Source organism: Dyella sp. CR10, assembly GCF_055814425.1.
Map to the genome: position 1 here is coordinate 3,387,037 of NZ_CP185986.1, position 21,783 is coordinate 3,408,819.

Annotated in this window: 34 protein-coding genes and 1 tRNA gene; 24 read left to right on the plus strand and 11 right to left on the minus strand. The window is 63.1% G+C overall.

Going from position 1 to position 21,783, the window contains the following annotated elements; all coding sequences use genetic code 11:
* The first annotated feature begins 12 nt into the window (after positions 1–12).
* The 20 genes from ACNR9O_RS15225 to ACNR9O_RS15320 all read left to right on the plus strand — a co-directional run bounded on the left by ACNR9O_RS15225 (position 13) and on the right by ACNR9O_RS15320 (position 9,882).
* On the plus strand, positions 13–372 hold the full coding sequence (locus ACNR9O_RS15225; RefSeq protein WP_473687353.1) for a hypothetical protein: 360 nt from the start codon (positions 13–15) through the stop codon (positions 370–372).
* Positions 373–571: 199 nt separating this feature from the next.
* Entirely contained in the window at positions 572–808 is a 237-nt protein-coding gene (locus tag ACNR9O_RS15230; RefSeq protein WP_473687351.1) for a hypothetical protein, read from the plus strand.
* Positions 808–1,206, plus strand: coding sequence for a DUF222 domain-containing protein (locus tag ACNR9O_RS15235; protein WP_473687349.1), 399 nt, complete (start codon positions 808–810; stop codon positions 1,204–1,206). Before ACNR9O_RS15230 ends, ACNR9O_RS15235 begins: the two co-directional genes overlap by 1 nt.
* On the plus strand, positions 1,203–1,382 hold the full coding sequence (locus tag ACNR9O_RS15240) for a hypothetical protein (protein WP_473687347.1): 180 nt from the start codon (positions 1,203–1,205) through the stop codon (positions 1,380–1,382). Before ACNR9O_RS15235 ends, ACNR9O_RS15240 begins: the two co-directional genes overlap by 4 nt.
* The gene (locus ACNR9O_RS15245; RefSeq protein WP_473687345.1) at positions 1,379–1,645 is read left to right on the plus strand and encodes a hypothetical protein; all 267 of its coding nucleotides are present in this window, start codon (positions 1,379–1,381) and stop codon (positions 1,643–1,645) included. The genes ACNR9O_RS15240 and ACNR9O_RS15245 overlap by 4 nt, the downstream gene beginning before the upstream one ends.
* A complete protein-coding gene (locus ACNR9O_RS15250) occupies positions 1,642–1,803 on the plus strand; it encodes a hypothetical protein (RefSeq protein ID WP_473687343.1) in 162 nt (53 codons plus the stop codon). The genes ACNR9O_RS15245 and ACNR9O_RS15250 overlap by 4 nt, the downstream gene beginning before the upstream one ends.
* Positions 1,804–1,847: 44 nt before the next feature.
* On the plus strand, positions 1,848–2,843 hold the full coding sequence (locus ACNR9O_RS15255; protein WP_473687341.1) for a hypothetical protein: 996 nt from the start codon (positions 1,848–1,850) through the stop codon (positions 2,841–2,843).
* A gap of 7 nt (positions 2,844–2,850) precedes the next feature.
* The gene (locus tag ACNR9O_RS15260) at positions 2,851–3,723 is read left to right on the plus strand and encodes a hypothetical protein (protein WP_473687339.1); all 873 of its coding nucleotides are present in this window, start codon (positions 2,851–2,853) and stop codon (positions 3,721–3,723) included.
* The gene (locus ACNR9O_RS15265; RefSeq protein WP_473687337.1) at positions 3,723–4,343 is read left to right on the plus strand and encodes a lambda exonuclease family protein; all 621 of its coding nucleotides are present in this window, start codon (positions 3,723–3,725) and stop codon (positions 4,341–4,343) included. Before ACNR9O_RS15260 ends, ACNR9O_RS15265 begins: the two co-directional genes overlap by 1 nt.
* 3 nt (positions 4,344–4,346) lie before the next feature.
* A complete protein-coding gene (locus tag ACNR9O_RS15270; RefSeq protein WP_473687335.1) occupies positions 4,347–4,760 on the plus strand; it encodes a recombination protein NinB in 414 nt (137 codons plus the stop codon).
* Positions 4,761–4,782: 22 nt separating this feature from the next.
* A complete protein-coding gene (locus ACNR9O_RS15275) occupies positions 4,783–5,247 on the plus strand; it encodes a hypothetical protein (RefSeq protein ID WP_473687333.1) in 465 nt (154 codons plus the stop codon).
* A gap of 111 nt (positions 5,248–5,358) precedes the next feature.
* Positions 5,359–6,093, plus strand: coding sequence for an SGNH/GDSL hydrolase family protein (locus ACNR9O_RS15280; protein WP_473687332.1), 735 nt, complete (start codon positions 5,359–5,361; stop codon positions 6,091–6,093).
* Positions 6,094–6,122: 29 nt separating this feature from the next.
* A complete protein-coding gene (locus ACNR9O_RS15285; RefSeq protein ID WP_473687330.1) occupies positions 6,123–6,356 on the plus strand; it encodes a hypothetical protein in 234 nt (77 codons plus the stop codon).
* Between the two features lies 1 nt (position 6,357).
* On the plus strand, positions 6,358–6,675 hold the full coding sequence (locus tag ACNR9O_RS15290; protein ID WP_473687328.1) for a hypothetical protein: 318 nt from the start codon (positions 6,358–6,360) through the stop codon (positions 6,673–6,675).
* A complete protein-coding gene (locus tag ACNR9O_RS15295; protein ID WP_473687326.1) occupies positions 6,668–6,871 on the plus strand; it encodes a hypothetical protein in 204 nt (67 codons plus the stop codon). Before ACNR9O_RS15290 ends, ACNR9O_RS15295 begins: the two co-directional genes overlap by 8 nt.
* Positions 6,868–7,278, plus strand: coding sequence for a hypothetical protein (locus ACNR9O_RS15300; RefSeq protein ID WP_473687324.1), 411 nt, complete (start codon positions 6,868–6,870; stop codon positions 7,276–7,278). Before ACNR9O_RS15295 ends, ACNR9O_RS15300 begins: the two co-directional genes overlap by 4 nt.
* The gene (locus tag ACNR9O_RS15305; RefSeq protein ID WP_473681986.1) at positions 7,262–8,020 is read left to right on the plus strand and encodes a hypothetical protein; all 759 of its coding nucleotides are present in this window, start codon (positions 7,262–7,264) and stop codon (positions 8,018–8,020) included. The genes ACNR9O_RS15300 and ACNR9O_RS15305 overlap by 17 nt, the downstream gene beginning before the upstream one ends.
* A gap of 1 nt (position 8,021) precedes the next feature.
* Positions 8,022–8,798 carry a hypothetical protein gene (locus ACNR9O_RS15310; protein ID WP_473681987.1) on the plus strand — a complete coding sequence of 259 codons (777 nt, stop codon included), beginning with the start codon at positions 8,022–8,024 and terminating at the stop codon, positions 8,796–8,798.
* Positions 8,795–9,469 carry a hypothetical protein gene (locus ACNR9O_RS15315; RefSeq protein ID WP_473700651.1) on the plus strand — a complete coding sequence of 225 codons (675 nt, stop codon included), beginning with the start codon at positions 8,795–8,797 and terminating at the stop codon, positions 9,467–9,469. Before ACNR9O_RS15310 ends, ACNR9O_RS15315 begins: the two co-directional genes overlap by 4 nt.
* Positions 9,469–9,882 (plus strand): hypothetical protein, encoded by a 414-nt coding sequence (locus ACNR9O_RS15320; protein WP_473687320.1) that lies wholly within the window; start codon positions 9,469–9,471, stop codon positions 9,880–9,882. Before ACNR9O_RS15315 ends, ACNR9O_RS15320 begins: the two co-directional genes overlap by 1 nt.
* On the opposite strand, the gene ACNR9O_RS15325 is transcribed toward ACNR9O_RS15320, so the two are convergent.
* Both ACNR9O_RS15325 and ACNR9O_RS15330 read right to left on the minus strand, forming a co-directional pair.
* The gene (locus ACNR9O_RS15325; RefSeq protein ID WP_473687318.1) at positions 9,859–10,140 is read right to left on the minus strand and encodes a hypothetical protein; all 282 of its coding nucleotides are present in this window, start codon (positions 10,138–10,140) and stop codon (positions 9,859–9,861) included. The two genes, ACNR9O_RS15320 and ACNR9O_RS15325, sit on opposite strands and share 24 nt — an antisense overlap.
* 238 nt (positions 10,141–10,378) lie before the next feature.
* A complete protein-coding gene (locus tag ACNR9O_RS15330) occupies positions 10,379–10,741 on the minus strand; it encodes a hypothetical protein (RefSeq protein WP_473687316.1) in 363 nt (120 codons plus the stop codon).
* 75 nt (positions 10,742–10,816) lie between these two features.
* Between ACNR9O_RS15330 and ACNR9O_RS15335 the strand changes: the two genes are divergently transcribed.
* From ACNR9O_RS15335 to ACNR9O_RS15345, 3 genes are read left to right on the plus strand one after another with little or no spacing between them, the layout of a single operon-like run.
* Positions 10,817–11,251, plus strand: a complete 435-nt coding sequence (locus ACNR9O_RS15335; RefSeq protein ID WP_473687314.1) for a hypothetical protein — start codon at positions 10,817–10,819, stop codon at positions 11,249–11,251.
* A complete protein-coding gene (locus tag ACNR9O_RS15340; protein WP_473687312.1) occupies positions 11,242–11,439 on the plus strand; it encodes a hypothetical protein in 198 nt (65 codons plus the stop codon). Before ACNR9O_RS15335 ends, ACNR9O_RS15340 begins: the two co-directional genes overlap by 10 nt.
* A 6-nt stretch (positions 11,440–11,445) precedes the next feature.
* Positions 11,446–12,558 carry a tyrosine-type recombinase/integrase gene (locus ACNR9O_RS15345; RefSeq protein WP_473687310.1) on the plus strand — a complete coding sequence of 371 codons (1,113 nt, stop codon included), beginning with the start codon at positions 11,446–11,448 and terminating at the stop codon, positions 12,556–12,558.
* Between the two features lie 81 nt (positions 12,559–12,639).
* Here ACNR9O_RS15345 and ACNR9O_RS15350 read toward each other — a convergent pair.
* The 9 genes from ACNR9O_RS15350 to thrS form a co-directional block, all read right to left on the minus strand.
* Positions 12,640–12,716: transfer RNA gene (locus ACNR9O_RS15350), tRNA-Pro, on the minus strand.
* Between the two features lie 67 nt (positions 12,717–12,783).
* The gene (locus ACNR9O_RS15355; protein WP_026635112.1) at positions 12,784–13,140 is read right to left on the minus strand and encodes a MerR family transcriptional regulator; all 357 of its coding nucleotides are present in this window, start codon (positions 13,138–13,140) and stop codon (positions 12,784–12,786) included.
* The gene (gene ihfA / locus ACNR9O_RS15360) at positions 13,121–13,420 is read right to left on the minus strand and encodes an integration host factor subunit alpha (RefSeq protein ID WP_026635111.1); all 300 of its coding nucleotides are present in this window, start codon (positions 13,418–13,420) and stop codon (positions 13,121–13,123) included. Before ihfA ends, ACNR9O_RS15355 begins: the two co-directional genes overlap by 20 nt.
* 1 nt (position 13,421) lies before the next feature.
* Positions 13,422–15,800, minus strand: a complete 2,379-nt coding sequence (pheT, locus tag ACNR9O_RS15365) for a phenylalanine--tRNA ligase subunit beta (protein ID WP_473687308.1) — start codon at positions 15,798–15,800, stop codon at positions 13,422–13,424.
* 130 nt (positions 15,801–15,930) lie between these two features.
* Positions 15,931–16,926, minus strand: a complete 996-nt coding sequence (pheS, locus tag ACNR9O_RS15370; protein WP_473687306.1) for a phenylalanine--tRNA ligase subunit alpha — start codon at positions 16,924–16,926, stop codon at positions 15,931–15,933.
* Positions 16,927–17,073: 147 nt separating this feature from the next.
* Complete coding sequence (gene rplT, locus ACNR9O_RS15375) at positions 17,074–17,433, minus strand: 50S ribosomal protein L20 (protein WP_026635108.1); 360 nt, start codon at positions 17,431–17,433, stop codon at positions 17,074–17,076.
* A 16-nt stretch (positions 17,434–17,449) separates the two neighbouring features.
* Complete coding sequence (gene rpmI, locus ACNR9O_RS15380; RefSeq protein WP_026635107.1) at positions 17,450–17,647, minus strand: 50S ribosomal protein L35; 198 nt, start codon at positions 17,645–17,647, stop codon at positions 17,450–17,452.
* A gap of 257 nt (positions 17,648–17,904) precedes the next feature.
* Positions 17,905–18,432: a translation initiation factor IF-3 gene (gene infC / locus ACNR9O_RS15385; protein WP_473700790.1), complete on the minus strand. Its 528-nt coding sequence runs from the start codon at positions 18,430–18,432 to the stop codon at positions 17,905–17,907.
* A 44-nt stretch (positions 18,433–18,476) separates the two neighbouring features.
* Positions 18,477–20,378, minus strand: a complete 1,902-nt coding sequence (gene thrS / locus ACNR9O_RS15390; RefSeq protein WP_473687303.1) for a threonine--tRNA ligase — start codon at positions 20,376–20,378, stop codon at positions 18,477–18,479.
* A gap of 335 nt (positions 20,379–20,713) precedes the next feature.
* Here thrS and ACNR9O_RS15395 point away from each other — a divergent pair, with 335 nt between their 5' ends.
* Positions 20,714–21,724 (plus strand): NAD-dependent epimerase, encoded by a 1,011-nt coding sequence (locus ACNR9O_RS15395; protein ID WP_473687301.1) that lies wholly within the window; start codon positions 20,714–20,716, stop codon positions 21,722–21,724.
* The last annotated feature ends 59 nt before the right edge of the window (positions 21,725–21,783 follow it).

Sequence of the window (21,783 nt, forward strand, 5' to 3'; positions counted from 1 at the left end):
CGAGGGGGAATCATGAAGCGAATCATGTTCGGGCCACTGCTTGTGGCGATGCTTGCCGGATGCGTGACAGCTGGCACCAAGGTGGATCCCAATGTCGTGGCCGGATTCAAGCCAGGCGTGACCACGCTAGCGGATGCACGCGCCGCGCTCGGTCCAGCTAACAACACGACCACCCTGCCCGACGGTGGCACGGTCCTGATCTATGCCTGGACGCACGCAGCGGCCAACGGCGCGAGCTACATCCCGATTGCCGGGCCGTTCGTCGGCAAGTCGAACGCGCAGACGCAGTCCGCCACGTTGTTCTTCGACAAGGACGGGAAATTCGTGCGCGAGACGCACTCCGAGGGCCAGACGACGGCCTCAATGCACTGACAGGAAGACCAAGAGACCCCGCGTCGGCGGGGTACACCAGGCCCGCTCCGGCGGGCCTTTTTTTGTCCACGAAGCTTAACGTCAGTTAACTGAACTACGCGCATCGCATAATTTCCTTGCGGAAGCTATGCAAATCGCATTGACAGGTAGTTATGCGAAGCGCATAGTCACCCCATCGCACACCGCAGGGGTGAACACGATGAGCCAGACCTTCCAGCAACGCCGCGCCATCCGGGCCTACTGCGCCCACCAGCGCACCGTACGCTCTGAGCACCGCTCCAACGCCAACGGCACGGTAGTCACTTTCCCGACAGCGCCGGGCATCCCAGGCAGCGAGCCGCAGCCCGCGCAGCTGGTGAACTCCATCCCCTTCCTGCTCGTCGCCGCGATCTTCGCCGGCTTCGTGCTTGGCCTGCGCATCGCGGGGTGGCTGTGATGAGCGTTGATTACGCCCGCGCTTATTACGAGGGACTGGCAGCTCAGGCGGCTGGACGTTCGACAAGCGCCCTCATCGAGACCCGCGTGTCATGCGATAGCGACCTGCGCGAGCTGGAGTACGTCGAGCGCCAAGAGCAGCTCATGGACTCCGACCGCATGGTCGAGCTGATCGAGGCCGAGTTGGCCGAGGTCGATGCGGCAGAGATTCGCGAGCGCTACTACCAGCTGGTCGCGACGCTGTGCCGCGCGGAGTGGTCGCTCAACGCGATTGCCGCAGGCTCCGATCCGCGCGCCCTGCTTCCGCGCAGCCGCGACGCCTTCCGCAACCTGCTCCGGCAGACACGCGAGGCCGGGCAACTGATGGAGCGCGCCGTCGAGGAGGAGTTGCGGTCATGAGCTGCCTCGCCATCTCCGAGCTTCCCGCCGCCGAACAGATCGCGATTTACCGCGCGAGCGTCGAGAAGACCATGCGCTGGATCGATTCCCTTTCCATGCCGGCCGACGCGGGTGAAACGACCCCCTGCGCGGAATCTGCAGAGGCCGGCGCCTTTTCTGTGGAGGAAGTGGCATGAGTTTTCAGCCGATATCAGAGCGCATGATCCATGGCGGAGTGCAGCGGCGCTACAAGTTCGCCAATGGCTACGGCGCAAGCGTCGTGCGCCACATGTACTCGTATGGTGGTGGAGAGGGCCTGTGGGAGCTGGCCGTCACCGACCGCGATGGCAATCTCTGCTACTCGACGCCCATCACCGATGACGTTCTCGGCTACCTGAGCGACGCCAAAGTCGATGAATGCTTGGCGCGTATCGACGCACTTCCGGAGGCTCCGACGTGACCCTCCCCATCATCACCCGCACGCGCCGCCACAGCTGGCAGGGCTGCCAGCCCAAGACCAAAGACGAGCGCCGCGCCGCCTGGGCTGCGAAGTACTACGCCCACGGCTACCACCACCGCATCCCCGAGCCGCGCATCCGCGCGAAGACGGGCAACTGACACCAACACCGCGCACGCCGGGTTTCAGCGTGCAGAGGATTCCGATGGAAACGTCCCTGATTCCCCTTGAATCAGTCAATGCGCTGGAGCTTTTCACTGGAGGAAATTCGCTCGACGACCTGCTGGCGCGCATCCGGCAGGAGACGGCAACCATTGTCCCGGATGTATCCACGGACAAGGGCCGCAAGGAGATCGCGTCCCTGGCTTACAAGGTGGCGCGCAGCAAGACAACGATCGATGACGCCGGCAAGACGCTGGTAGCGGAATGGAAAGCCAAGTCCGCTCAGGTAGATGCCTCACGCAAGAAGGCTCGCGACTACCTGGATGCGCTCAAGGATGAGGTGCGCAAGCCTCTGGACGAATGGGAGGCTGAACAGGAACGCATCAAGCAGGAAGCCATCGAGGCCGAACGAAAGGCCATCGAGCAGGCGGAGGCCGAGCGCCGCGCCGAGATCGAGCGCCGCGAAGCGGAATTGCGCGCCCGTGAGGAAGCCATTGCCGCCAAGGAGCGCGCCGAGGCCGAGCGCATCGCCAAGGAAAAGGCCGAGGCTGAGCGCAGGGCGCACGAGGAGCGCATCCGCAAGGAAGCTGAGGAGCGCGCCAAGCGCGAGGTGCAGGAGGCTATCGAGCGCGCGGCTCGGGAGGCTGAGGAAGCCAAGGAAGCGGCACGCCTCGCTGCCGAGAAGGCCGAAGCGGATCGCCTTGCCGCCATCGAGCACGGGAAGGCTATGGAAGCCGCGGCCGCCGAACGCGAGCGTTTGGCCGCCGAGCGCGCCGAACGCGAGAAACAGGAGGCCATCCGCCAAGCCGAGGAACGTGCGCGCCGTGAAGCCGAGCAGCGCGAGCAGGCCCGCCTCGCCGAGGAAGCACGCCTGCGTGCTGAGGAGGAGCGCAAGACCAGGAATCGCGCACACCGGGCAAAGATCAACAACGAAGTGATGCAGGCCTTCGTCAAGGCTGGCGTCGATGAGGAGTCTGCCAAGGCTCTCGTGATCGCCATCGCTGGCGGCTCCGTTCCCCACGTCACGATCAACTACTGAGGCCGCCATGAATCAGCAGATTTCCCGCGTCGATCCGATGAAGCAGCAGGCTGTTGTTATCAACGGTGACCGCAGTCTTACTGCCGCAGATCTACGCACCCAGGTCAACCTGATTCAAGACGTTATGCGCTCCATCATGCGGCCCGACGTGCATTACGGAATCATCCCCGGCACGAAGAAGCCATCGCTGTACAAGCCGGGTGCAGAGGTTCTATGCGTCACCTTTCGCATTGCCGACAAGTACGAGATCGAGGATCTGTCGGCCGAAGGCATTGCCCACTATCGAGTTCGGTGCGTTGCCATCCATCAGCCATCCGGCATGGTACTTGGTGAGGGCATGGGCGAATGTTTCTCTCACGAAGAAAAGTACAAATGGCGCCGCGCCGTCTGTAAAGAGGAGTTTGAAGCGACGCCGGAGAACATGCGTCGCATCAAATTCAGCAAGTACCAGGGCAAGGTCGAGAAGCAGGAGCAAATTCGCACAGAGGCTGCCGATCAAGGGAACACGGTTCTCAAGATGGCCTGCAAGCGCGCCAAAATCGCAATGGTGCTGAATGTCACCGCGGCATCCGACATCTTCACCCAGGACATCGAAGACTTGCCCGAGGAGCTGCGCGAGCAGGTTGCCGATGGGGCACGCGCACGCGCCACGCATGGAGCACGCGCTGCTCAGCAGGCCGTCCCCGAAGATAGCCCGGAGCGCGACGCAGCCATCGCAGAATGTCGCGCTGCCGCCGCCAAGGGCACGGCGCATTTCCGCGCATGGTGGAAGGACACCTTCCCCAAGGAAAAGCGCGCACTAGTGTCGGACAAGGTTTCCGACTTCCAGGCCATCGCGCAATCGGCTGATGACATGACAAGCGACGCGGAGATCGAATAATGGAACAGGGCAGCATCGAGTGGCTGGCGCTTCGCGCTGGAAAGTTCACCGGATCGCGGTTCGCAGACCTGATGGCGACGACGCGCAGCGGGCCATCCGCCAGCCGCGCAAACCTGATCGTCACGCTAGCACTGGAAATACTGACCGGCGAGCCTGAGCAGACGTTCCAGAACGACGCCATGCGACGCGGCACCGAGCTGGAGCCGTTCGCGCGCGGCGCGTACGAGGCGCACACCGGCGAGCTGGTCGAGCAGGTCGCTTTCGTCGAGCACCCGACAATGCCTTACGTTGGCGTCTCGCCGGATGGTTTGCTGGGCAGCGACGGCGTTATCGAGATCAAATGCCCCGCCAGTCAAGCGAAGCACTTAGCTGCACTCCGTGATGGATCGCACGCCAGGGAATATCACTGGCAGATCCAAGGACAGCTATGGGTAACGGGACGCCAATGGTGCGATGCCGTGAGCTACGACCCGCGCTTTCCGGAAGGCCTGCAACTGACAATCCATCGCGTCCAACGCGACGAGAAGTCGATCAAGGAATTGCAGGACGCTTGCATAGCCGGACACGTCGAGGTGCAGGCCATCGTAGCTGAACTGCGTGCCATGAAGATGGCGGCCTAACCCATGAAACCCATCACGCCAACCGACTGGCAACTCCAGGGCAAAGGTCGCATGACCGATGGCCAGCGGCGCCTGTTCAACGCGGCGTGCGGCGACCTGGAGCAGATCGCGTGGCACGGCAATCGGCTGAGCAAGGACGACTGGCGCCACCTGATTTCCGGAACGGTGCTTGGCTGGCGAGTGCTGCCTGGCATTGACCTTGGGACCGGTCCGCGTGGGCTGGTGATGCTTGGCGGTTCGAGCCTGGAGCTGACGCGCAGCCAAGCCACTGACGCCATCGTGATGGCCTTCCACATCGGCGACGTGCCGAGCGACCAAGGGCTCAACTGTAACCCCGTCCACTGGTCCACCGTCGTGCGGATGGCGCGCGGGATCAGGGCTAGCGATGACAAGTGGGCCGATCAGTACGCGGCCTGACAACAACCAAAGAGGACGCACCATGACCGAGAAGAACGAAGAAGCCCTGGCCGCCGCTGTCGAAATGGCCGCCGAGACCATGACCGGCGATCTGCTGGCCGCGTGCGTCGACGAGCTGAAGATTCAACGCGACGTCTGGCCGAAGCTCGGCGAGGAAGAGCAGCAGGAGGCGATCTACCGCCTGACCGCTCGCATCACTGAGAACGTGCGCCAGGCCGTCGAGATCATCGCCAGCGCCAACCGCCCAACCATCGTCGCCACTGTCGAAAGCGTGACCGTGAAGGATGGCATCAAGGCCGTGCTGACGTTGCAGAAGCACGACGAGCATCGGCACGAGCTGGTGGATGCGGCCGGCACATCCGTGCTTCTGATTGTCGGCGGTGCCAGCGATTACTACGGTGGCATCGACAAGGTAAAGCCTGATCCCGACCAGAAGACGCTCAATGGGTTCGGCGAAGGCGAAGAGCCGATGAAGGATGCCGCCTGACCCCCACGGCCGGCGCCTTCGACGAGGGCGCCTTCCGAGTGGCACAGACGCACCGCCATGGAATGCCGCAAGCGCGGCGCACCATCAACGCGAACATTCGTGATACCCACCATGATCAAGATCTTCACGTTCCTGCTTGTCGTCGCCTTCGGCGTCGTAGCGCATGCGGATACATCCGTGACTATCGCCTTCTACGGCGATTCCACGACGTATGGCGCGCAGACTAACAACGGCCAGACTGCCCAGACGCCGCTCAATGAGCCGAGTGTCGTCCAGTCGATGCTGCAGATGTACTTCGGTCCTCGCCGGATCATTGCCATCAATCAGGGGGTTGGAGGCACCCAGGCGTCCCAGCTGCTCTATGGCACTGATGGAAGGCACCAGGCCTTCGATGCGGAAATGGCCGCCAGCCCCGCCGATATCGTCGTCTTCAATTTCGCGCTCAACGATTTCTATTACAACGCCGCGCCACAGCCTGGCTATATCCGCGAGGGCGTCGACGACTACTGGTTCTACATGGCCGAGTTGTGCCAGATCGCTCGTGACCACGGAAAGATTTGCGTCTTCCAGGAGCCGAATCCGGTTCTCGGCGTGGGACAAACATGGAGGCCACAGTACAACCCTTCCATCTACAGCTACGTCTACGTGTTGCGCCAGGTCGCGCAACAGATGAACGCGCCCATCGTTCACCAGTTCGACACGTATCAGCGCCTCCCGCAGTGGGATACGGCGTGGCTATCGGATGACCACACGCATCCGACCGATGCGGGCTACGCCTTCAAGGCAGCAAACACCGCCGCAGTCTTGCGCCCGCTTGTGGCCAAGGTCCTTGGCGTTGCGCCCTGACCGGCCCCGCCACCCTATAGGAGGTTGATATGGAAAACCCGAATCTTGGTTATCTGTGCGGTCGGCTGCTGTGCTTCGACGAGAACGGTCAGGGCGACACAACCAGCGAAGAAAATTGGCTTCAGATCGAAGTTGTCGACTACGGCGATGGCTTCGTCGAAATCGCCTTCGATGACCGCAACGAACGCTGCTTTGTAGCGTTCCGAATCAGCGATCTACTGCGCGCGGTGAAAGAGCGCTCCCAGAAAGAGGCGGGAGGTTGAGATGAGCGAGATGAAGCATACGCCGGGTCCGTGGACGATCAATTACTCGGCCATGGGCTATCCATATCAGATCGTTGCCTCCAATGAGGACGGCACAAGGCCAGGCAAAGTTGGAAAAAGCATTACGCGATGGGGTGCAATTTCACTTCCATCGAGTGCGGAGGGGCTTGCCAACGCCAACCTCATCGCCGCCGCGCCTGATCTGTTGGTGGCCCTCCACGCATGTATCACGCAGATCACCGCTCTGTGCAGTCGCGACGATGTGCCAGATCAGGCATTCGCAGCCATCGCCAAAGCCCAAGGCCATGCCCATGACTAACGCCGCAGCTGAGCAACCGTTTGTGAATCTGTGCGTCTACGAGCGCCGCCACGGAACGTTCGCCACGCTAGGCAACCGCGTACTGTTCGGGCCTTTTGTCTCGCCGACAGGCGCACCGTCTCGTACGTACAAGATCAGCATCAAGTCGTTGCGCGAAATCATCGAACACGCAGAGCGCACGGGAGAGCCGGAATGACTAACCCCACGAGTTACACGGATGAGCAGGTGCTTGTCCGCGCGCAGATTGTTTGGGACACAGGGCATAACGATACGAGTGAGATGCTTCGATCCCTTCTCGCCGCCCGCCAGCGCATGCAAGCGGATTGCATCACTTATTGGAATCATGTCGCCGAATTACAGGCAAAAGTAGCTGGCCTGCAAGCGGAAGTGGAGGCGTATCGGGCTGATGCGGAGCGCTATCGGTGGCTACGGGATGAATCGCAAAATATTCCCCGTCCAGTTCCACAAGTGGAGCTTCCTTACAGCATGTATCAGGACGATGGTTCATGCCTTCTTTTCGGTGAAGAGTTGGATGAAGCCATCGACGCCGCCCGCGCCACTCCCAACGAAACCAAGGAGACCGGACATGGCAATGACGCTTGATATCGCAATCAAGAACATTGAACGCACATTGCCGTCTATCGCCTTCAGCGATTCATGGAAGTGCATCAAAGCCCACCTCTCCGCGCAGGCAAAGGTGCGGGTGACGGATAACCATATTCAGCGTGCGCTGAATGCGGAAGTCGAAGGCGGAAACTGTGTACGCGATTATCTCCCTGGTCGATACACCGACGAACTTGTAAACACCATCATGCGAACCGCCCTAGAATCCTTCGCCGCCCGTCTATCGCAGGGCGTGCAGGGTGAGGCGGTCTATCAAATGCGCCAGACCGATGAATGTCAATGGCAGGAAGTGTCCGAGCGTTTTTACAACAACGGGACATATGCGGGTTGGCAGCACCGAACGCTCTACACGCACCCCGCCGAGCGCGCGGCCGTGCCGGATGGTCTTAGCCGTTTTGTCGCCATGATCGAGGCGAAACCGTTGCGTGGCAGTGATCCGGATGTCATCTATGCGATTCATACGGGCACCGAGTACGCCGCAGAAATTCGCCTGTCGGATCTGAAAGCGCTCACCGCCGCCCCTCAGCCTCCCGAAGGTGCGCGGGTGGTGGATGGCTTGCCGCGCACTTGGCGTACATCCATCCAGTTCGCGCGCGATATCGTCGATGCTGAGCGCGATTGCCGCGCGCCTGTAGGCAACGAGCGAGCCAAGTTCACCAATGCACTCGCCACGCTGGATGCACTGCTCGCCGCCCCGACGCTCGCCGGGAAGGAGGGTTGAGATGGGCGCCAGGCCGATGATTGCGGTTTGGTTTTCCTGTGGAGCGGCCAGTGCTGTTGCCGCCAAGCTGACGCTTGAGCGATTCGGCGACACGCACGATGTTCGCATCGTAAACAACCCCGTGGCTGAAGAAGACGAAGACAACCGACGATTCGCCAGGGACGTGCAGGACTGGCTCGGCGTGACCATTGAAACGGCGGTCAACTCGAAGTTTCCAAATGCATCGGCGGCCGAGGTGTGGCGGCACGAGAAGTTCATGTCCGGCCCGGAGGGCGCACCTTGCACTAAGTTCCTTAAGAAGCACGCCAGGCAACAGTGGGAGCTGATAAACAAGCCGGACTTCCATGTGCTTGGCTTCACGGCCGAAGAGCGCGGTAGGCACGCCAGGTTCGTCCTTACAGAGCGCGATAACGTAAGCCCGGTGCTGATCGATGCCGGCCTGACGAAGGGCAATTGCTACCAGCGGCTGCTTAGGGACGGCATTTCGCCACCAAGGGTCTATGGCATGGGTTACCCCAATGCAAATTGCATCGGGTGCGTAAAGGCGACATCGCCCACGTACTGGAACCATGTCCGCAAATGCCATCCAAATGTCTTCGAAGAGCGCACCGTTCAATCGCGCGAGATCGGGGCCAAGTTGGTTCGCGTGCGTGGCGAGCGCATTTTCCTCGATCAGCTGAAGGTCACCGACGTTGGACGCCCCATGAAGAACCTAGATTTCGACTGCGGCATCTTTTGCGAAGAGCGCCAGGTTACCGAACAGGAGGATGCCGCGTGACCGCCAACAACGACGAGCTGAGGGAGTGCCGGGAGGTGTTCGAGGCGTGGTGCGATATTAACGGACACGCACACAGTGCCGAATGGAGCGCCGCAAAACTCTCTTACACGGCAGAATACGTGCAAGACATGTGGGAAGGCTGGCAAGCCGCCTGGAACACCCGCGCCAATGAGGCCAAAGGTGGGGAGGCGGTGGCGTTTAGCGACACTGATCGATCATTAAGCGAACTGACGATTGGTGATATAGCCTTCAACGCGTGGCGAAAGGCGGAAGGTAAACCTCCGCGCGAACGATGGGATGAGGCGGCCAAGTCGGCTGTCAACGCGCACTGCGCCGATCCCTCTCGCGTAGTGGACGAACTAGCCGCGCGCTTCCCGCTCGTCGTAGTGGCTAAACACATAAACGCCGCATTGCCCGGAATCATCAATTTCGTCGCATCGCTGTCTATTGTCGACACCTCACCACGCGCCGCGGCGGAGGATGTGAGGGATGCGGAGAGGTATCGGTGGCTGAGAAACATCGATCACGAAGATTGGCCCGCCGTTCGCGTCCCGTGTTCATGCCCTGACAACATCAAACATTGCCGCACGAAACATACGGAGCCTAAGCGCGGATTGGCATTGGACGTAGCCATCGACCAAGCCATTGCCGGCAAGCGGGGAGAGGCGTGATGGGATTTGACCTCTATGCAAGAAATAAGAAGGTCCCGTCGTTCTCGATGGGCGCATTCTCTTGGACATGGATGCTCGAACAAGGCGTGGGCCTCGTGGTTGGCCATGGCAAGGGCATCGAGCCAGCGTCTTTCATCTATGCGCTGCGTCCCGATGGACTTTCTATTGGCTACAACGACGGAGCCAGAGTGACAGCAAAGGAGGCCAGGCAGATGGCCTTCATCGCGCGGCTAGTCGCCGACCACCAAGATCGCATGCATAACGAGTGGGAAAAGCTCAGCGAACAGCGCCGACAAATGATCATCGACGACCGTTTCGGGACCTTCAACGTTCCAGTGCGCAAGGACTTCATCGAGAAGACGCGGGCTTTCGCTGCGTTCGCAGATATCTCAGGTGGCTTCCGTGTTAGGTAGCCCCGCACAGCGTAATGAAGGCGGCTTGACCTCTTTCGTAATCCGCAATCCACCGGCTACAGCCATCGGTTTCGCGAGAAATTCGGCGCGAGCCAGCGCAGCTTCGATAGCAGCATCGCGCGTTGGAAACGATTCCGGCACATCGTATGAATGGTCGTTGGCACCTTCAATCGAAAGTTCGAAGTGGCCCATCCACGTTCCAGCCATGGTTCTCGTTGCCGAGACGACGGCCCGCAAGGTGTCGATGTTGTCAGCCATGTGTGATTCCTCATCAATCTTTCGGTGTTTCCAGCATACGGAAAACCCGCCTTTACATGGACGCGACAAAGGATTGACATCGGTTTCTTGTGCGTCGCTCAGTCAGGTGCCGTTTCACGATCGAGACTTGCCGCGACGGCAACGCCATCGCCCCGCAAGCGGCAGCAGTCTTTATCATCGCCTTCGCCGAAGCGCGAGGGTTAGACCTAGGCAGCGTCAGGGAGGCGGCGCGAAAACGTCAATGAAGCGCCTTGAAGCTCACATAGAGCGATGCAAGCGCGGTAATCAAGCTGAGAGCCGCAATGAAAATCGAGACGTTAGCGACCTTCGATTGCGATTCCGCCTGCTCCTTCGCCAGAAGGATGTCCAGGGGCACGCGCATCATCTGCTGAGCTATAGCCATATGCTCTGGGTAAGTGATGGTCGTGTCTTCGCGATAGCGAAGCATCGCCACCGCCATAACTGCGGCAGAAGGCTTGGCCTCCTCCACCGCTTTAAGTATGCGCTGCCCTACCGTTGCGAGATCATCATTGGAAATGATCTGCGTCATGCGGGCCGCCAGGTCCTTCGCGGCCTTCTCGTCGCCAGGAAACCATCCCATGCGTGAATCCCCCATCCTGTTCAGTGCGGTAATCGTCGCGCCCGGGACGTCAGGTCGCAAGTCGGAGGTGCGGTGATGCCTATCAAGCCCGAGAACCGCGCTCGCTACCCGGACAACTGGGCAACCGAAATTCGCCCCTCGATTCTCGCCCGCGCGCACAACTGCTGCGAGAAGTGCAAGGCACCGAACGGCGAGACGATCTGCCGCGAGATGAGCGGTGCGACCTACATGACGATGAACGGCATGGTGTTCGACGCCGAGACCGGTGAAGCCTATGGCTACGCGCGCGGCAGCGAATACCCGGCCGGCCGCTTCGTCACCGTGGTGCTGACGATCGCGCATCTTGACCATCAGCCGGAGAACTGCGACCCGGAGAACCTCCGCGCCTGGTGCCAACGCTGCCACCTCCGGTACGACCAGGAGCACCACCAGGCGAACGCCACGGCAACCCGGCGTGCGAAGAAGGCCGGCGGCGACCTGTTTGAGCAGGAGGCGCGCACATGCACCTGATGGCTCCTCAGCAGTGGGCAGAGAAGTATTTCGATGAGAACAGCCGGCCGGCCGAGGTCACGCTGCGCCGCTGGCTGACGGACGGAAAGATCCCCGGCAGGAAGATCGGCGGCTCCTGGTTCGTCGATGAGGACGCATGGCGCGCCGATGGCGACGATCTGGTGCAGCGGGTTCTGGAAGGGAGGTAAGGTCCAATGATGGGACGCGTTCGATCCAAGGCCCGGGCCGGCTGGCCGCCCAACCTGTACCCCAATCGGGACGGGTTCAAGTACCGGCACCCGGTCACGAAGAAAGAGACCTGGATGGGGAAGGACAAGGCGCGGGCCTTTGAGGCGGCCAGGAAGCTGAACGCGTTGCTGGCCAAGGGCAACGATCTCGTGGAACGGGTGGTGGCCAAGGGCGAGACCATTGCCGACGCCATCAGGGTATTCCGTGCGGAGGACATGCCCGGGCGCACCTGGGCACCGTCGACGGCCTCGGTCTACGAGAGCGTTCTGTCGCGTATCGAGAAGGGGATCGGTGACAAGGAGGTGGCCGCATTCACCGTTCGGGACTGTGCCGACTTCATCAAGGAGGTCACCGACTCGCCGCGCTCGCGGCAGCAGTTCCGCCTGGTGCTGTCGTGGGTCTTCGCCTGTGCCGTGGAGGATGGCTGGATCGAGGCCAATCCTGCCCTGCTAACTCGAAAGGCGGTCCACAAGCGGAAACGCCAGCGCCTGACCTGGGCAGTCTATGAGGCGATCTGGTCGAAGGCCGAGCCGTGGCTTCAGAACGCGATGGATGCCAGCCTAGTCACCCTGTTGCGGCGCGAGGATGTCGTCACGATCCGCTTCACCGACATCCGCGAGGGTGCGCTGTGGGTTGTGCCCAGCAAAACCGAGGGCACCACGGGCGTCCGGATGAAGATCAAGATGAGCCCCACGCTGGAGGCGATCGTGGCGCGGTGCCGGGACAATGTGGTGTCGCCCTTCCTGATCCATCGCCTGCCAGAGCGTGCGCGCGCGAAGGAGAATCGGGCAAAGGATCGCCAGCACCACACCCAGGTGCTCCCCGAGCAGCTGACCCGGGCCTTCGCCGATGCGCGCGATGAGGCGGCCAAGGAGCGGACGGAAATCGACGCTGATAGCCCGCCGACCTTCCACGAGATCCGCAGCCTAGGCGCGGCGATGCTACGTGAGGCTGGGTGGTCGAAGAAGCAGGTGCAGGAGCTGCTGACGCACACGGATGAGGCGATGACGGACCTCTATCTCGGCGGCCACGATGTGCCGTGGACCGATGTCGAAGTGGGACTTTCGCTCAAAAGATAGGGTGAGATTAGGGTGGTAATAGGGTGGAAAGCTTCAATACAGCTTTCCACCAACCACAACTCACTGATTAGATGGCCGAATTGGTCGGGGCGGCCGGATTCGAACCGACGACCCTTTGCCCCCCAGGCAAATGCGCTACCAGGCTGCGCTACGCCCCGACGCTACGGCAAGTTGGCAAGTCTAGCAGCTAGGGCAGGACTTGCGAAAGACAAGACGCCTGCGCGCTCAGCGGCGCAGCAGGCTCAGGACTTCTTCCAGCTCCATGCGCACCTGGCGCACGATCTGGTGGGAGATGCTCGATTCCATGCGCGCCTGCGGGCCTTCCAGCCGGGCGCGGGCGCCGGTGATGGTGAAGCCTTCGTCGTACAGGAGCGCACGGATCTGCCGGATCATCAGCACGTCGTGGCGCTGGTAGTAACGGCGGTTGCCGCGACGCTTGACCGGATTGAGCGCGGGAAACTCCTGCTCCCAGTAGCGCAGCACGTGCGGCTTCACGCCGCACAGCTCGCTGACCTCACCGATGGTGAAGTAACGCTTGGCCGGGATGGCCGGGAGCTCGGTGTTATTCCCTTGGTCCAGCATAGCTCTCCACTCTCACCTTGAGTTTCTGCCCCGGCCGGAACGTCACCACGCGACGGGCGGAGATCGGAATCTCCTCGCCGGTCTTCGGGTTGCGTCCCGGGCGCTGGTTCTTCTGACGCAGGTCGAAGTTGCCGAAACCCGACAGCTTCACCTGCTCGCCCTTTTCCAACGCCTCGCGGACTACCTCGAAGTAGGCATCCACGAATTCTTTCGCCTCGCGCTTGTTGAGGCCCACCTCGAGAAAGAGGCGCTCGGCCATCTCCGCCTTGGTCAGCGCCATGTCATCCTCGCAATCTTGCCTTGCATGAAGTCTCCAACGCAGCGACTGCCTCTCGCACGCAGCGATCCGCGTCGTCGTCGGTAAGCGTGCGTGAAGCGTCCTGCAAAATCAAGCCCATAGCGAGACTCTTTCGGCCGGTCTCTACCCCTTTTCCGCTGTAGCGATCGAACAGCCGCAGCTCCTTCAGGAGCGCCCCGAGGGCACCACGAACGCTCTGCTCGACCTCCGCCCAGGCCACCGCTTCGGGCAGGTCTACCGCGATGTCGCGGCGCACGGACGGGAAGCGCGGGACCGGGACCGCCTTGGGCAGTCGGTGGGCCAGCAGCGGCTCCAGCGCGAGCTCCAGGACGTGCACGTCCGGGCCAAGGTCCAGGGCCTTGGCGAGCTGGGGATGCAGCGCGCCAAGGTAGCCGACAGTGCGGCCGTCGCGAACGACACGCGCTCCGCGCCCCGGATGCAGCCAGCCCGGCAAGCCATCGGCATGCACCGACCAGCGCTGCGGCTCGCCGCCCCACGCGAGGATGGCATCCAGCTCGCCCTTGAGATCGTAGAAATCCAGCAGCCGGCCCGCCTCGCCCCATTGCTCGGCGCGCGCCGGCCCGCAGGCCGCGATGGCCAGGCTGGGCGTCTCCACCGGCGGATCGCCGGCACCGAACACGCGAGCCAGCTCGAACAGGCGCACGCGCTCCTGCTGGCGCGCGCGATTGTGGCGCAAAGCCTCGACCAGCCCCGGCAGCAGCGACGGTCGCATCACCGCAAGGTCGGCCGACAGCGGATTGGCCAGCGGCACCAGGTTCTCCACGAGCCCCCAGCGCGCGAGCAGCTCGGCGGAAAGGAACGAAAGGTTGACCGCCTCGTAGTAGCCGCGCGACGCCAGCTGTTCGCGCAGCGCAAGCTCGGGAATGCGCGCTTCGGCCTCGGTGGCCAGCCTCAGCGCGCCGGCGGGCGTATGTGTGGGAACGTGATCGTAGCCGTAGATGCGGGCGACCTCTTCGATCAGGTCTTCCTCGCGCTCGATGTCGAAACGGCTGGTCGGCGCCGTGATGCGCCAGCCATCGGCGATGGACTCCACCGCCATGCCGAGCGCACCGAAGATGCGCGCAACTTCGGCGTCGGCGACCTCCAGGCCGAGCACGCGCTTCAGTCGCGTACGGCGCAGCACCACCGGCACCGGCGTCGGCAGGTCGGCAGGATTCTCCGCCGCCAGCACCGGACCGGCCTTGCCCCCGGCGATCGACAACAGCAGTTCCGAGGCACGCTCCAGCGCGCGATGCGGCAAGGCCGGGTCGACGCCGCGCTCGAAGCGATGCGAAGCGTCGGTATGCATGCCCAGCTTGCGCGCACGCCCCATGATCGCCGCCGGCGCGAAATGCGCGGCTTCCAGGAAGATGTTGCGGGTGTCGTCGGTGACGCGAGAATCGAAACCGCCCATCACGCCCGCCACTGCCAGCGCCTTGTGCTCGTCGGCAATCAGCAGGAAGCCGGCATCGAGCTTGGCCTCCGAGCCGTCAAGCAGCTTGAGTGCTTCGCCGTCGCGCGCGTGGCGCACCACGATGTCGCCTTCGAGCTTGTCGTTATCGAAGGCATGCAGCGGCTGGCCCAGCTCAAGCATCACGTAATTGGTGACGTCCACGATCGCGCTGATCGGGCGCAGGCCCGCGCGGCGCAGGCGTTCGGCCATCCACAGCGGCGTGCGCGCCTTGGGGTCCACGCCTTCGATGATGCGGCCGAGATAGCGCGGCGCATCCGCGCCGGCCTCGAGCCGGATGCCGCGACGCGCCTCGCCCGTCACCAGCGCGTCGGCCTGCGCGGGCACGCGAACGTGGCTGCCGAACAGCGCGGCGACGTCATGCGCAAGGCCGACCAGGCCGAGGCAATCCGGGCGATTGGGCGTGAGCTTCAGCTCGATGCTGGCATCGGGCAGCCCCAGATAGCTGGCCAGCGGCTGGCCCACCGGCGCATCCGCCGGCAGTTCGAGCAAGCCGGACGCATCAGCGTCGATACCAAGCTCCTTCGCCGAGCAGAGCATGCCCAACGACTCCACTCCGCGCAGCTTCGCGGCCTTGATCTTGATATCGCCCGGCAGTTCGGCGCCCACCATGGCGAGCGGCACCTTGATGCCGACGCGGGCATTCGGCGCGCCGCACACGATCTGCAGCGGCTCGCCCTGCCCCGCATCTACGCGACACACCTGCAGCCGGTCAGCTTCCGGGTGCTTCTCGGCGCCGACGATCTCGGCCACCACTACGCTGGCCAGGTGCTCGCCCAGCGGCGTGAGTTCTTCCACTTCCAGCCCGGCCATGGTCAGCGCATGGGCCAGGGCGGCGCGGTCGGCCTTGATGTCGACCAGTTCGCGCAGCCAGTTCTCGGAGAATTTCATGGTTTGATCCGGGAATAGGAAATCGGGAATAAGGAATCGGAAAAGCGCATGGCAATAACCGGGAGGACTTGGCCAAGGAGAGCGACGCGAATGGCCGCCCTTCACATTGCCTGTTCCCGATGCCTTGTTCTTAAGCGAACTGCTTGAGGAAGCGCAGATCGTTCTCGAAGAACGCGCGCAAGTCCGACACGCCGTAGCGCAGCATCGCGAAGCGCTCCACGCCCAGGCCGAAGGCGAAGCCGGTATAGCGCTCCGGATCGATGCCGCAGTTCTTCAGCACGTTCGGGTGCACCATGCCGCAGCCGAGCACTTCCAGCCAGCGCGTGCTGCCGTCCTCGGCGTCCCAGCGGATGTCCACCTCGGCCGAGGGTTCCGTGAAGGGGAAGTAGCTGGGACGAAAGCGCATCTCGAAATCGCGCTCGAAGAACGCGCGGATGAACTCCGCCAGCGTGCCCTTGAGGTCGGCGAAGCTGGAGGTCTCATCGACCAGCAGGCCTTCGATCTGGTGGAACATCGGCGAGTGCGTCTGGTCCGAATCGCTGCGGTACACCTTGCCCGGCGCGATGATGCGGATCGGCGGCTGGCGTCCCTGCATCGCGCGGATCTGCACCGGCGAGGTATGCGTGCGCAGCAGGCGGCCGTCACCGAAATAGAAGGTGTCGTGCATCGCGCGCGCCGGGTGATGCGGCGGGAAGTTCAGCGCCTCGAAGTTGTGCCAGTCGTCCTCGATCTCCGGTCCGTCGGCACGCTGGTAACCCAGGCGACCGAAGATGGCGGCGATGCGCTCCAGCGCGCGGGTGATCGGATGGATGCCGCCACGCTCGCCGTCGCGGCCCGGCAGGGTGATGTCGAGCGTTTCGGACGCCAGACGGCGATCCAGCTCGGCCTGCTCCAGCACCTGCTTGCGCGCGGCCAGGGCGTCGGCGAGGCGCTCCTTGATGCGGTTCACTTCCGCGCCGCGCGCCTTCTTTTCTTCCGGCGGCAGCGCGCCGAGCGTCTTCAGCGCCGCGGTGACGATGCCGCTCTTGCCCAGCAGGCCCACGCGCAGCGCTTCGAGCGCCTCGAGCGTGTCGGCTCCATCGATATCGGCCTGGGCTTGCGCGGCCCGGGTCTCCAGGTCGTCCATCGGTGCGGTTCCTGTGTGTACGGCAGGGACAAACGAAAACGGGGAGGAGGCGTTCAGGCCTCCTCCCCGCGGATGTTCGCTCTTCTTGAAGAGTGCGGCCATGGATGACCGCTCCTTGATCTTGGCGATCAAGGATGAGCGCACAAATTATGCCGCCAGACTGGCCTTCGCCTTTTCCGCGATGGCGCCAAAAGCCTTGATGTCGTGCACGGCGATGTCGGCCAGCACCTTGCGGTCGACCGTGATGCCGGCCTTGCTCAGGCCATTGATCAGGCGGCTGTACGACAGGCCGAACTGACGGGCGGCGGCATTGATACGCACGATCCACAGGGCGCGGAACTGGCGCTTCTTCTGCTTGCGGCCGATGTAGGCGTACTGGCCGGCCTTGATGACGGCCTGGTTAGCTACGCGGAATACCTTGCGACGGGCGTTGTAGTAGCCCTTCGCACGGCCGATGATCTTCTTATGACGACGACGGGCGGTAACGCCACGCTTGACACGAGCCATGGTTCAGTCCTCCGCCTTAGACGTACGGCAACATGCGAGCGACGCCCTTGGTGTCGCAAGCTTTGACGTGATTGGTGGCGCGCAGGTTGCGCTTACGCTTGGTCGACTTCTTGGTCAGGATGTGCGACTTGAAGGCGTGACCGGCCTTGAACTTGCCCGAAGCGGTCTTGCGAAAACGCTTCGCCGCCGCCCGGTTGGTCTTGATCTTGGGCATGGAAATGCTCCGTATCTTAAGTTTCTGACTGATCTGGCGGCGGCCTGAAGCCGCTCTTTCCGTCCTGCCACGATCGGTTCACGGCCCTTCCTGGCGGGCCGAACGGGCGAGTATAGCCAGGACACCGGGAAAACGCCAGCGCCGCAGCGCCCGGGAAGCGAGGCCAGCCTGCCCTGCACCGCCCCTGGCGCCCCTGGCTCGCCCGGCAAAAGAAACGGCGGCCCGGAGGCCGCCGTTTCCGACCGCGAACCCGCCCCTCAGGACTTCTTCTTGGGGCCGATCATCATGACCATCTGGCGGCCTTCCAGGCGGGGGAAGGACTCCACCACGCCGTTCTCGCCGACATCTTCCTGGATCTTCTTGGCCAGGTTCTGGCCCAGGTCCTGGTGCGACATTTCGCGGCCGCGGAAGCGGATGGTGACCTTGACCTTGTCGCCCTCTTCCAGGAAGCGAAGCATGTTGCGCAGCTTGATCTGGTAGTCGCCCACGTCCGTGACCGGACGGAACTTCACTTCCTTGATCTCGACCTGCTTCTGCTTCTTCTTGGCCGCCTGGGCCTTCTTCTGGGCTTCGAACTTGAACTTGCCGTAATCCATGATGCGGCAGACCGGCGGGTCGCCGTTGGGCTGGATCTCGACCAGGTCCAACCCGGCCTCCTCCGCCATGCGCAGGGCTTCGTCGCGCGTCAGAATGCCCAACTGCTCCGAATCCGGCCCGATCACGCGCACGCGCGGAACGCGGATCTCATGGTTACGGCGGTTGCCCTTAGTGTCGGTGGTAGCGATACCACTATCCTCCAGAAGAATTGAAAGTTGGCCGGACGGCGCGTTCAGCGCCGCGTCTCGGCCTCCAGGCGCTCGATGAAGGCGGCCAGCGGCATGCTGCCCAGGTCTTCACCGGCACGTGTACGCACGGAAACAGCCCCTGCTTCCTTCTCACGGTCGCCGACCACGAGCAGGTACGGGACCTTCTGCAACGTATGCTCGCGGATTTTATAGCCGACCTTTTCGTTGCGCAAATCGGCCTTGACCCGGAAACCTTTGTCGACAAGGGCTTGCGTCACCTCGCGAACGTAGTCAGCCTGGGCGTCCGTAATGCTGAACACCTGGGCCTGCACCGGGGCCAGCCAGGCCGGCAGGTTACCGGCATGATGCTCGATCAGGATGCCGATGAAACGCTCCATGGAGCCGACGATGGCCCGGTGCAGCATCACCGGGTGGCGCCGCTGGCTGTGCTCGTCCACGTACTCGGCGCCCAGGCGCTCGGGCATCATGAAATCCACCTGCATGGTGCCGACCTGCCAGCCGCGACCGATCGAATCGCGCATGTGGTACTCGATCTTGGGGCCGTAGAAGGCGCCCTCGCCGGGTAGCTCTTCCCACCGGACGCCGGCCGAACGCAGCGCGGCGCGCAGGGCATCTTCCGCGCGGTCCCACACGGCGTCGCTGCCGATGCGCTTGTCCGGGCGCAACGCGATCTTGAGCGCGATGTCCTCGAAGCCGAAGTCCCCGTACACCTTCATCGCCTGCTGATGGAAGGCCGTGACCTCCGATTCAATCTGCTCTTCCGTGCAGAAGATGTGACCGTCGTCCTGGGTGAAGGCGCGCACGCGCATGATCCCGTGCAGCGCGCCGGAGGGTTCGTTGCGGTGGCAGCCGCCGAATTCGCCGTAGCGCACCGGCAGATCGCGGTAGCTGTGCAAGCTGGTGTTGAAGATCTGCACGTGGCCCGGGCAGTTCATCGGCTTGAGCGCGTAGGTGCGCTTCTCCGACTCGGTGAAGAACATGTTCTCCTGGTAGTTGTCCCAATGGCCGGACTTCTTCCACAGGCTCACATCCATGATCTGCGGACCACGGACCTCCTGATAGCCGCTGGAGCGGTACACGCCGCGCACGTACTGCTCCACCGCCTGCCAGATGGCCCAGCCGTTGGGATGCCAGAACACCATGCCCGGCGCTTCTTCCTGCTGGTGGAACAAGTCCAGCGCCTTGCCGATCTTGCGGTGGTCGCGCTTCTCCGCCTCTTCCAACTGGTGCAAGTAGGCCTTCAGATCCTTGTCGTTGAGCCAGGCCGTGCCGTAGACACGCGTCAGCATCGCGTTGTTGGAATCGCCGCGCCAATAGGCGCCGGCCACCTTCATCAGCTTGAACGCGCGCAGCTTGCCGGTGTTGGGCACGTGCGGGCCGCGGCACAGGTCGGTGAACTCGCCCTGCGTATACAGGGAGAGTTCCTCGTTCGCAGGAATGCTCTCGATGATCTCGGCCTTGTACTCCTCACCGATGCCGCGGAAGAACGACACGGCGTCGTCGCGCGACTTGACGCTGCGCGTCACCGGCAGCGCTTCGCCGACGATCTTGTGCATCTCTTCCTCGATCTTCGCCAGATCGTCGGGCGTGAAGGGACGCTCATACGCGAAGTCGTAGTAGAAGCCGTTGTCGATCACCGGACCGATCGTGACCTGCGCGCCCGGATACAGGCGCTGCACAGCCTGCGCCAGCAAGTGCGCGGTGGAGTGGCGCAGGATCTCCAGCGCCTCGGGGCTCTTCTCGGTGACGATCTCGAGGCTGGCGTCATGGTCGATGGCGTAGCCGGCATCGACCAGCTTGCCATCCACTTTGCCGGCCAGGGTGGCCTTGGCCAGGCCGGCGCCGATGGAGGCGGCCACGTCCTGCACCGTGACGGGGTGGTCGAAGGGGCGCTTGCTGCCGTCGGGTAGCGTGATTTCGATCATGGGGAATACCTGGTGGCAGTACCTGAGAGAGGGCCTGCTTTTATTGAGAAGTCTGGCCATGGATGGCCGGTTTTGCTCTTGCCCGCCCTGACGGCGGGCAAAAATAAAGGCGCCACGCGCCCTTTTGCGGAATTCACAAGGCGTGGCGGGATCAGTGATGGCGCTTGGTAGTTGTCATGTCGCACGCTCGGCCGGCGCTGTGGACGCGGGCCACCTTGTTTCCGATCGACGGGAAGGACGAAACGCTAGTTTAGCGCCGCGCCGGTGTCAATTCAGCGGGCGCCCGAAACGCCGCTGCCGATAGAATTCGCGCGATTCCTTCCGAGTACCGCCCCATGCGCATCCTGGTCACCGGCACCGCCGGCTTCGTCGGCGCCGCCCTCGCCGAGCGCCTTCTCGCCCGCGGCGACGAGGTCTACGGCATCGACAATCACAACGACTACTACGACCCCGCCCTCAAGGAAGCCCGGCTGGCCCGCTTCGCCGCACATCCGGGCTATACCCATCTGCGCGGCGACCTGGCCGACGCCGGCGCTCTCAACCGCGCCTTCGAAATCTTCCAGCCGCAGCGCGTGGTCAACCTGGCCGCCCAGGCCGGCGTGCGCTATTCGCTGCAGAATCCCGAGGCCTACGTGCAGAGCAACCTGGTCGGCTTCACACACATCCTCGAGGCCTGCCGGCATCACCGCGTCGAGCATCTGGTCTACGCCTCGTCCAGCTCGGTCTACGGCGCCAACCGCAAGTTGCCGTTCGCCGTGGAGGACCCGGTGGATCACCCGGTCAGTCTCTACGCCGCCAGCAAGAAGGCCAACGAGCTGATGGCGCACACCTACAGCCACCTGTTCGGCCTGCCGACCACGGGCCTGCGCTTCTTCACCGTCTATGGCCCCTGGGGCCGCCCGGACATGTCGCCGATGCTGTTCGCCGACCGCATCAGCCGCGGCGAGCCGATCGATGTGTTCAACTTCGGCAACCACAGCCGCGATTTCACCTACATCGACGACATTGTGGAGGGCGTGATCCGCACCCTGGACCACGTCGCGCAGCCCGATCCGTCGTACGACCCGCAGCATCCCCATCCCGGCACCTCGCAGGCGCCCTACCGCGTCTACAACATCGGCAACGACCAGCCGGTGCAGCTGCTGCGCTTCATCGAGCTGATGGAGCAGCACCTGGGCCGCACGGTGGAAAAGCGCCTGCTGCCGATGCAGCCGGGCGACGTGCCCGATACCTGGGCGGATGTTTCCGCGCTGCGCCGGGACGTGGGCTATGCGCCAGGCACGTCGATCGAAGAAGGAGTCAAACGCTTCGTGGCCTGGTACCGCCAGTACCACGGCCTCGCCTGATCCCCAGGATCACATTGGTCGGGGTGAGCACAGCGAACCCCAACAGCCGAAGCAGCTTC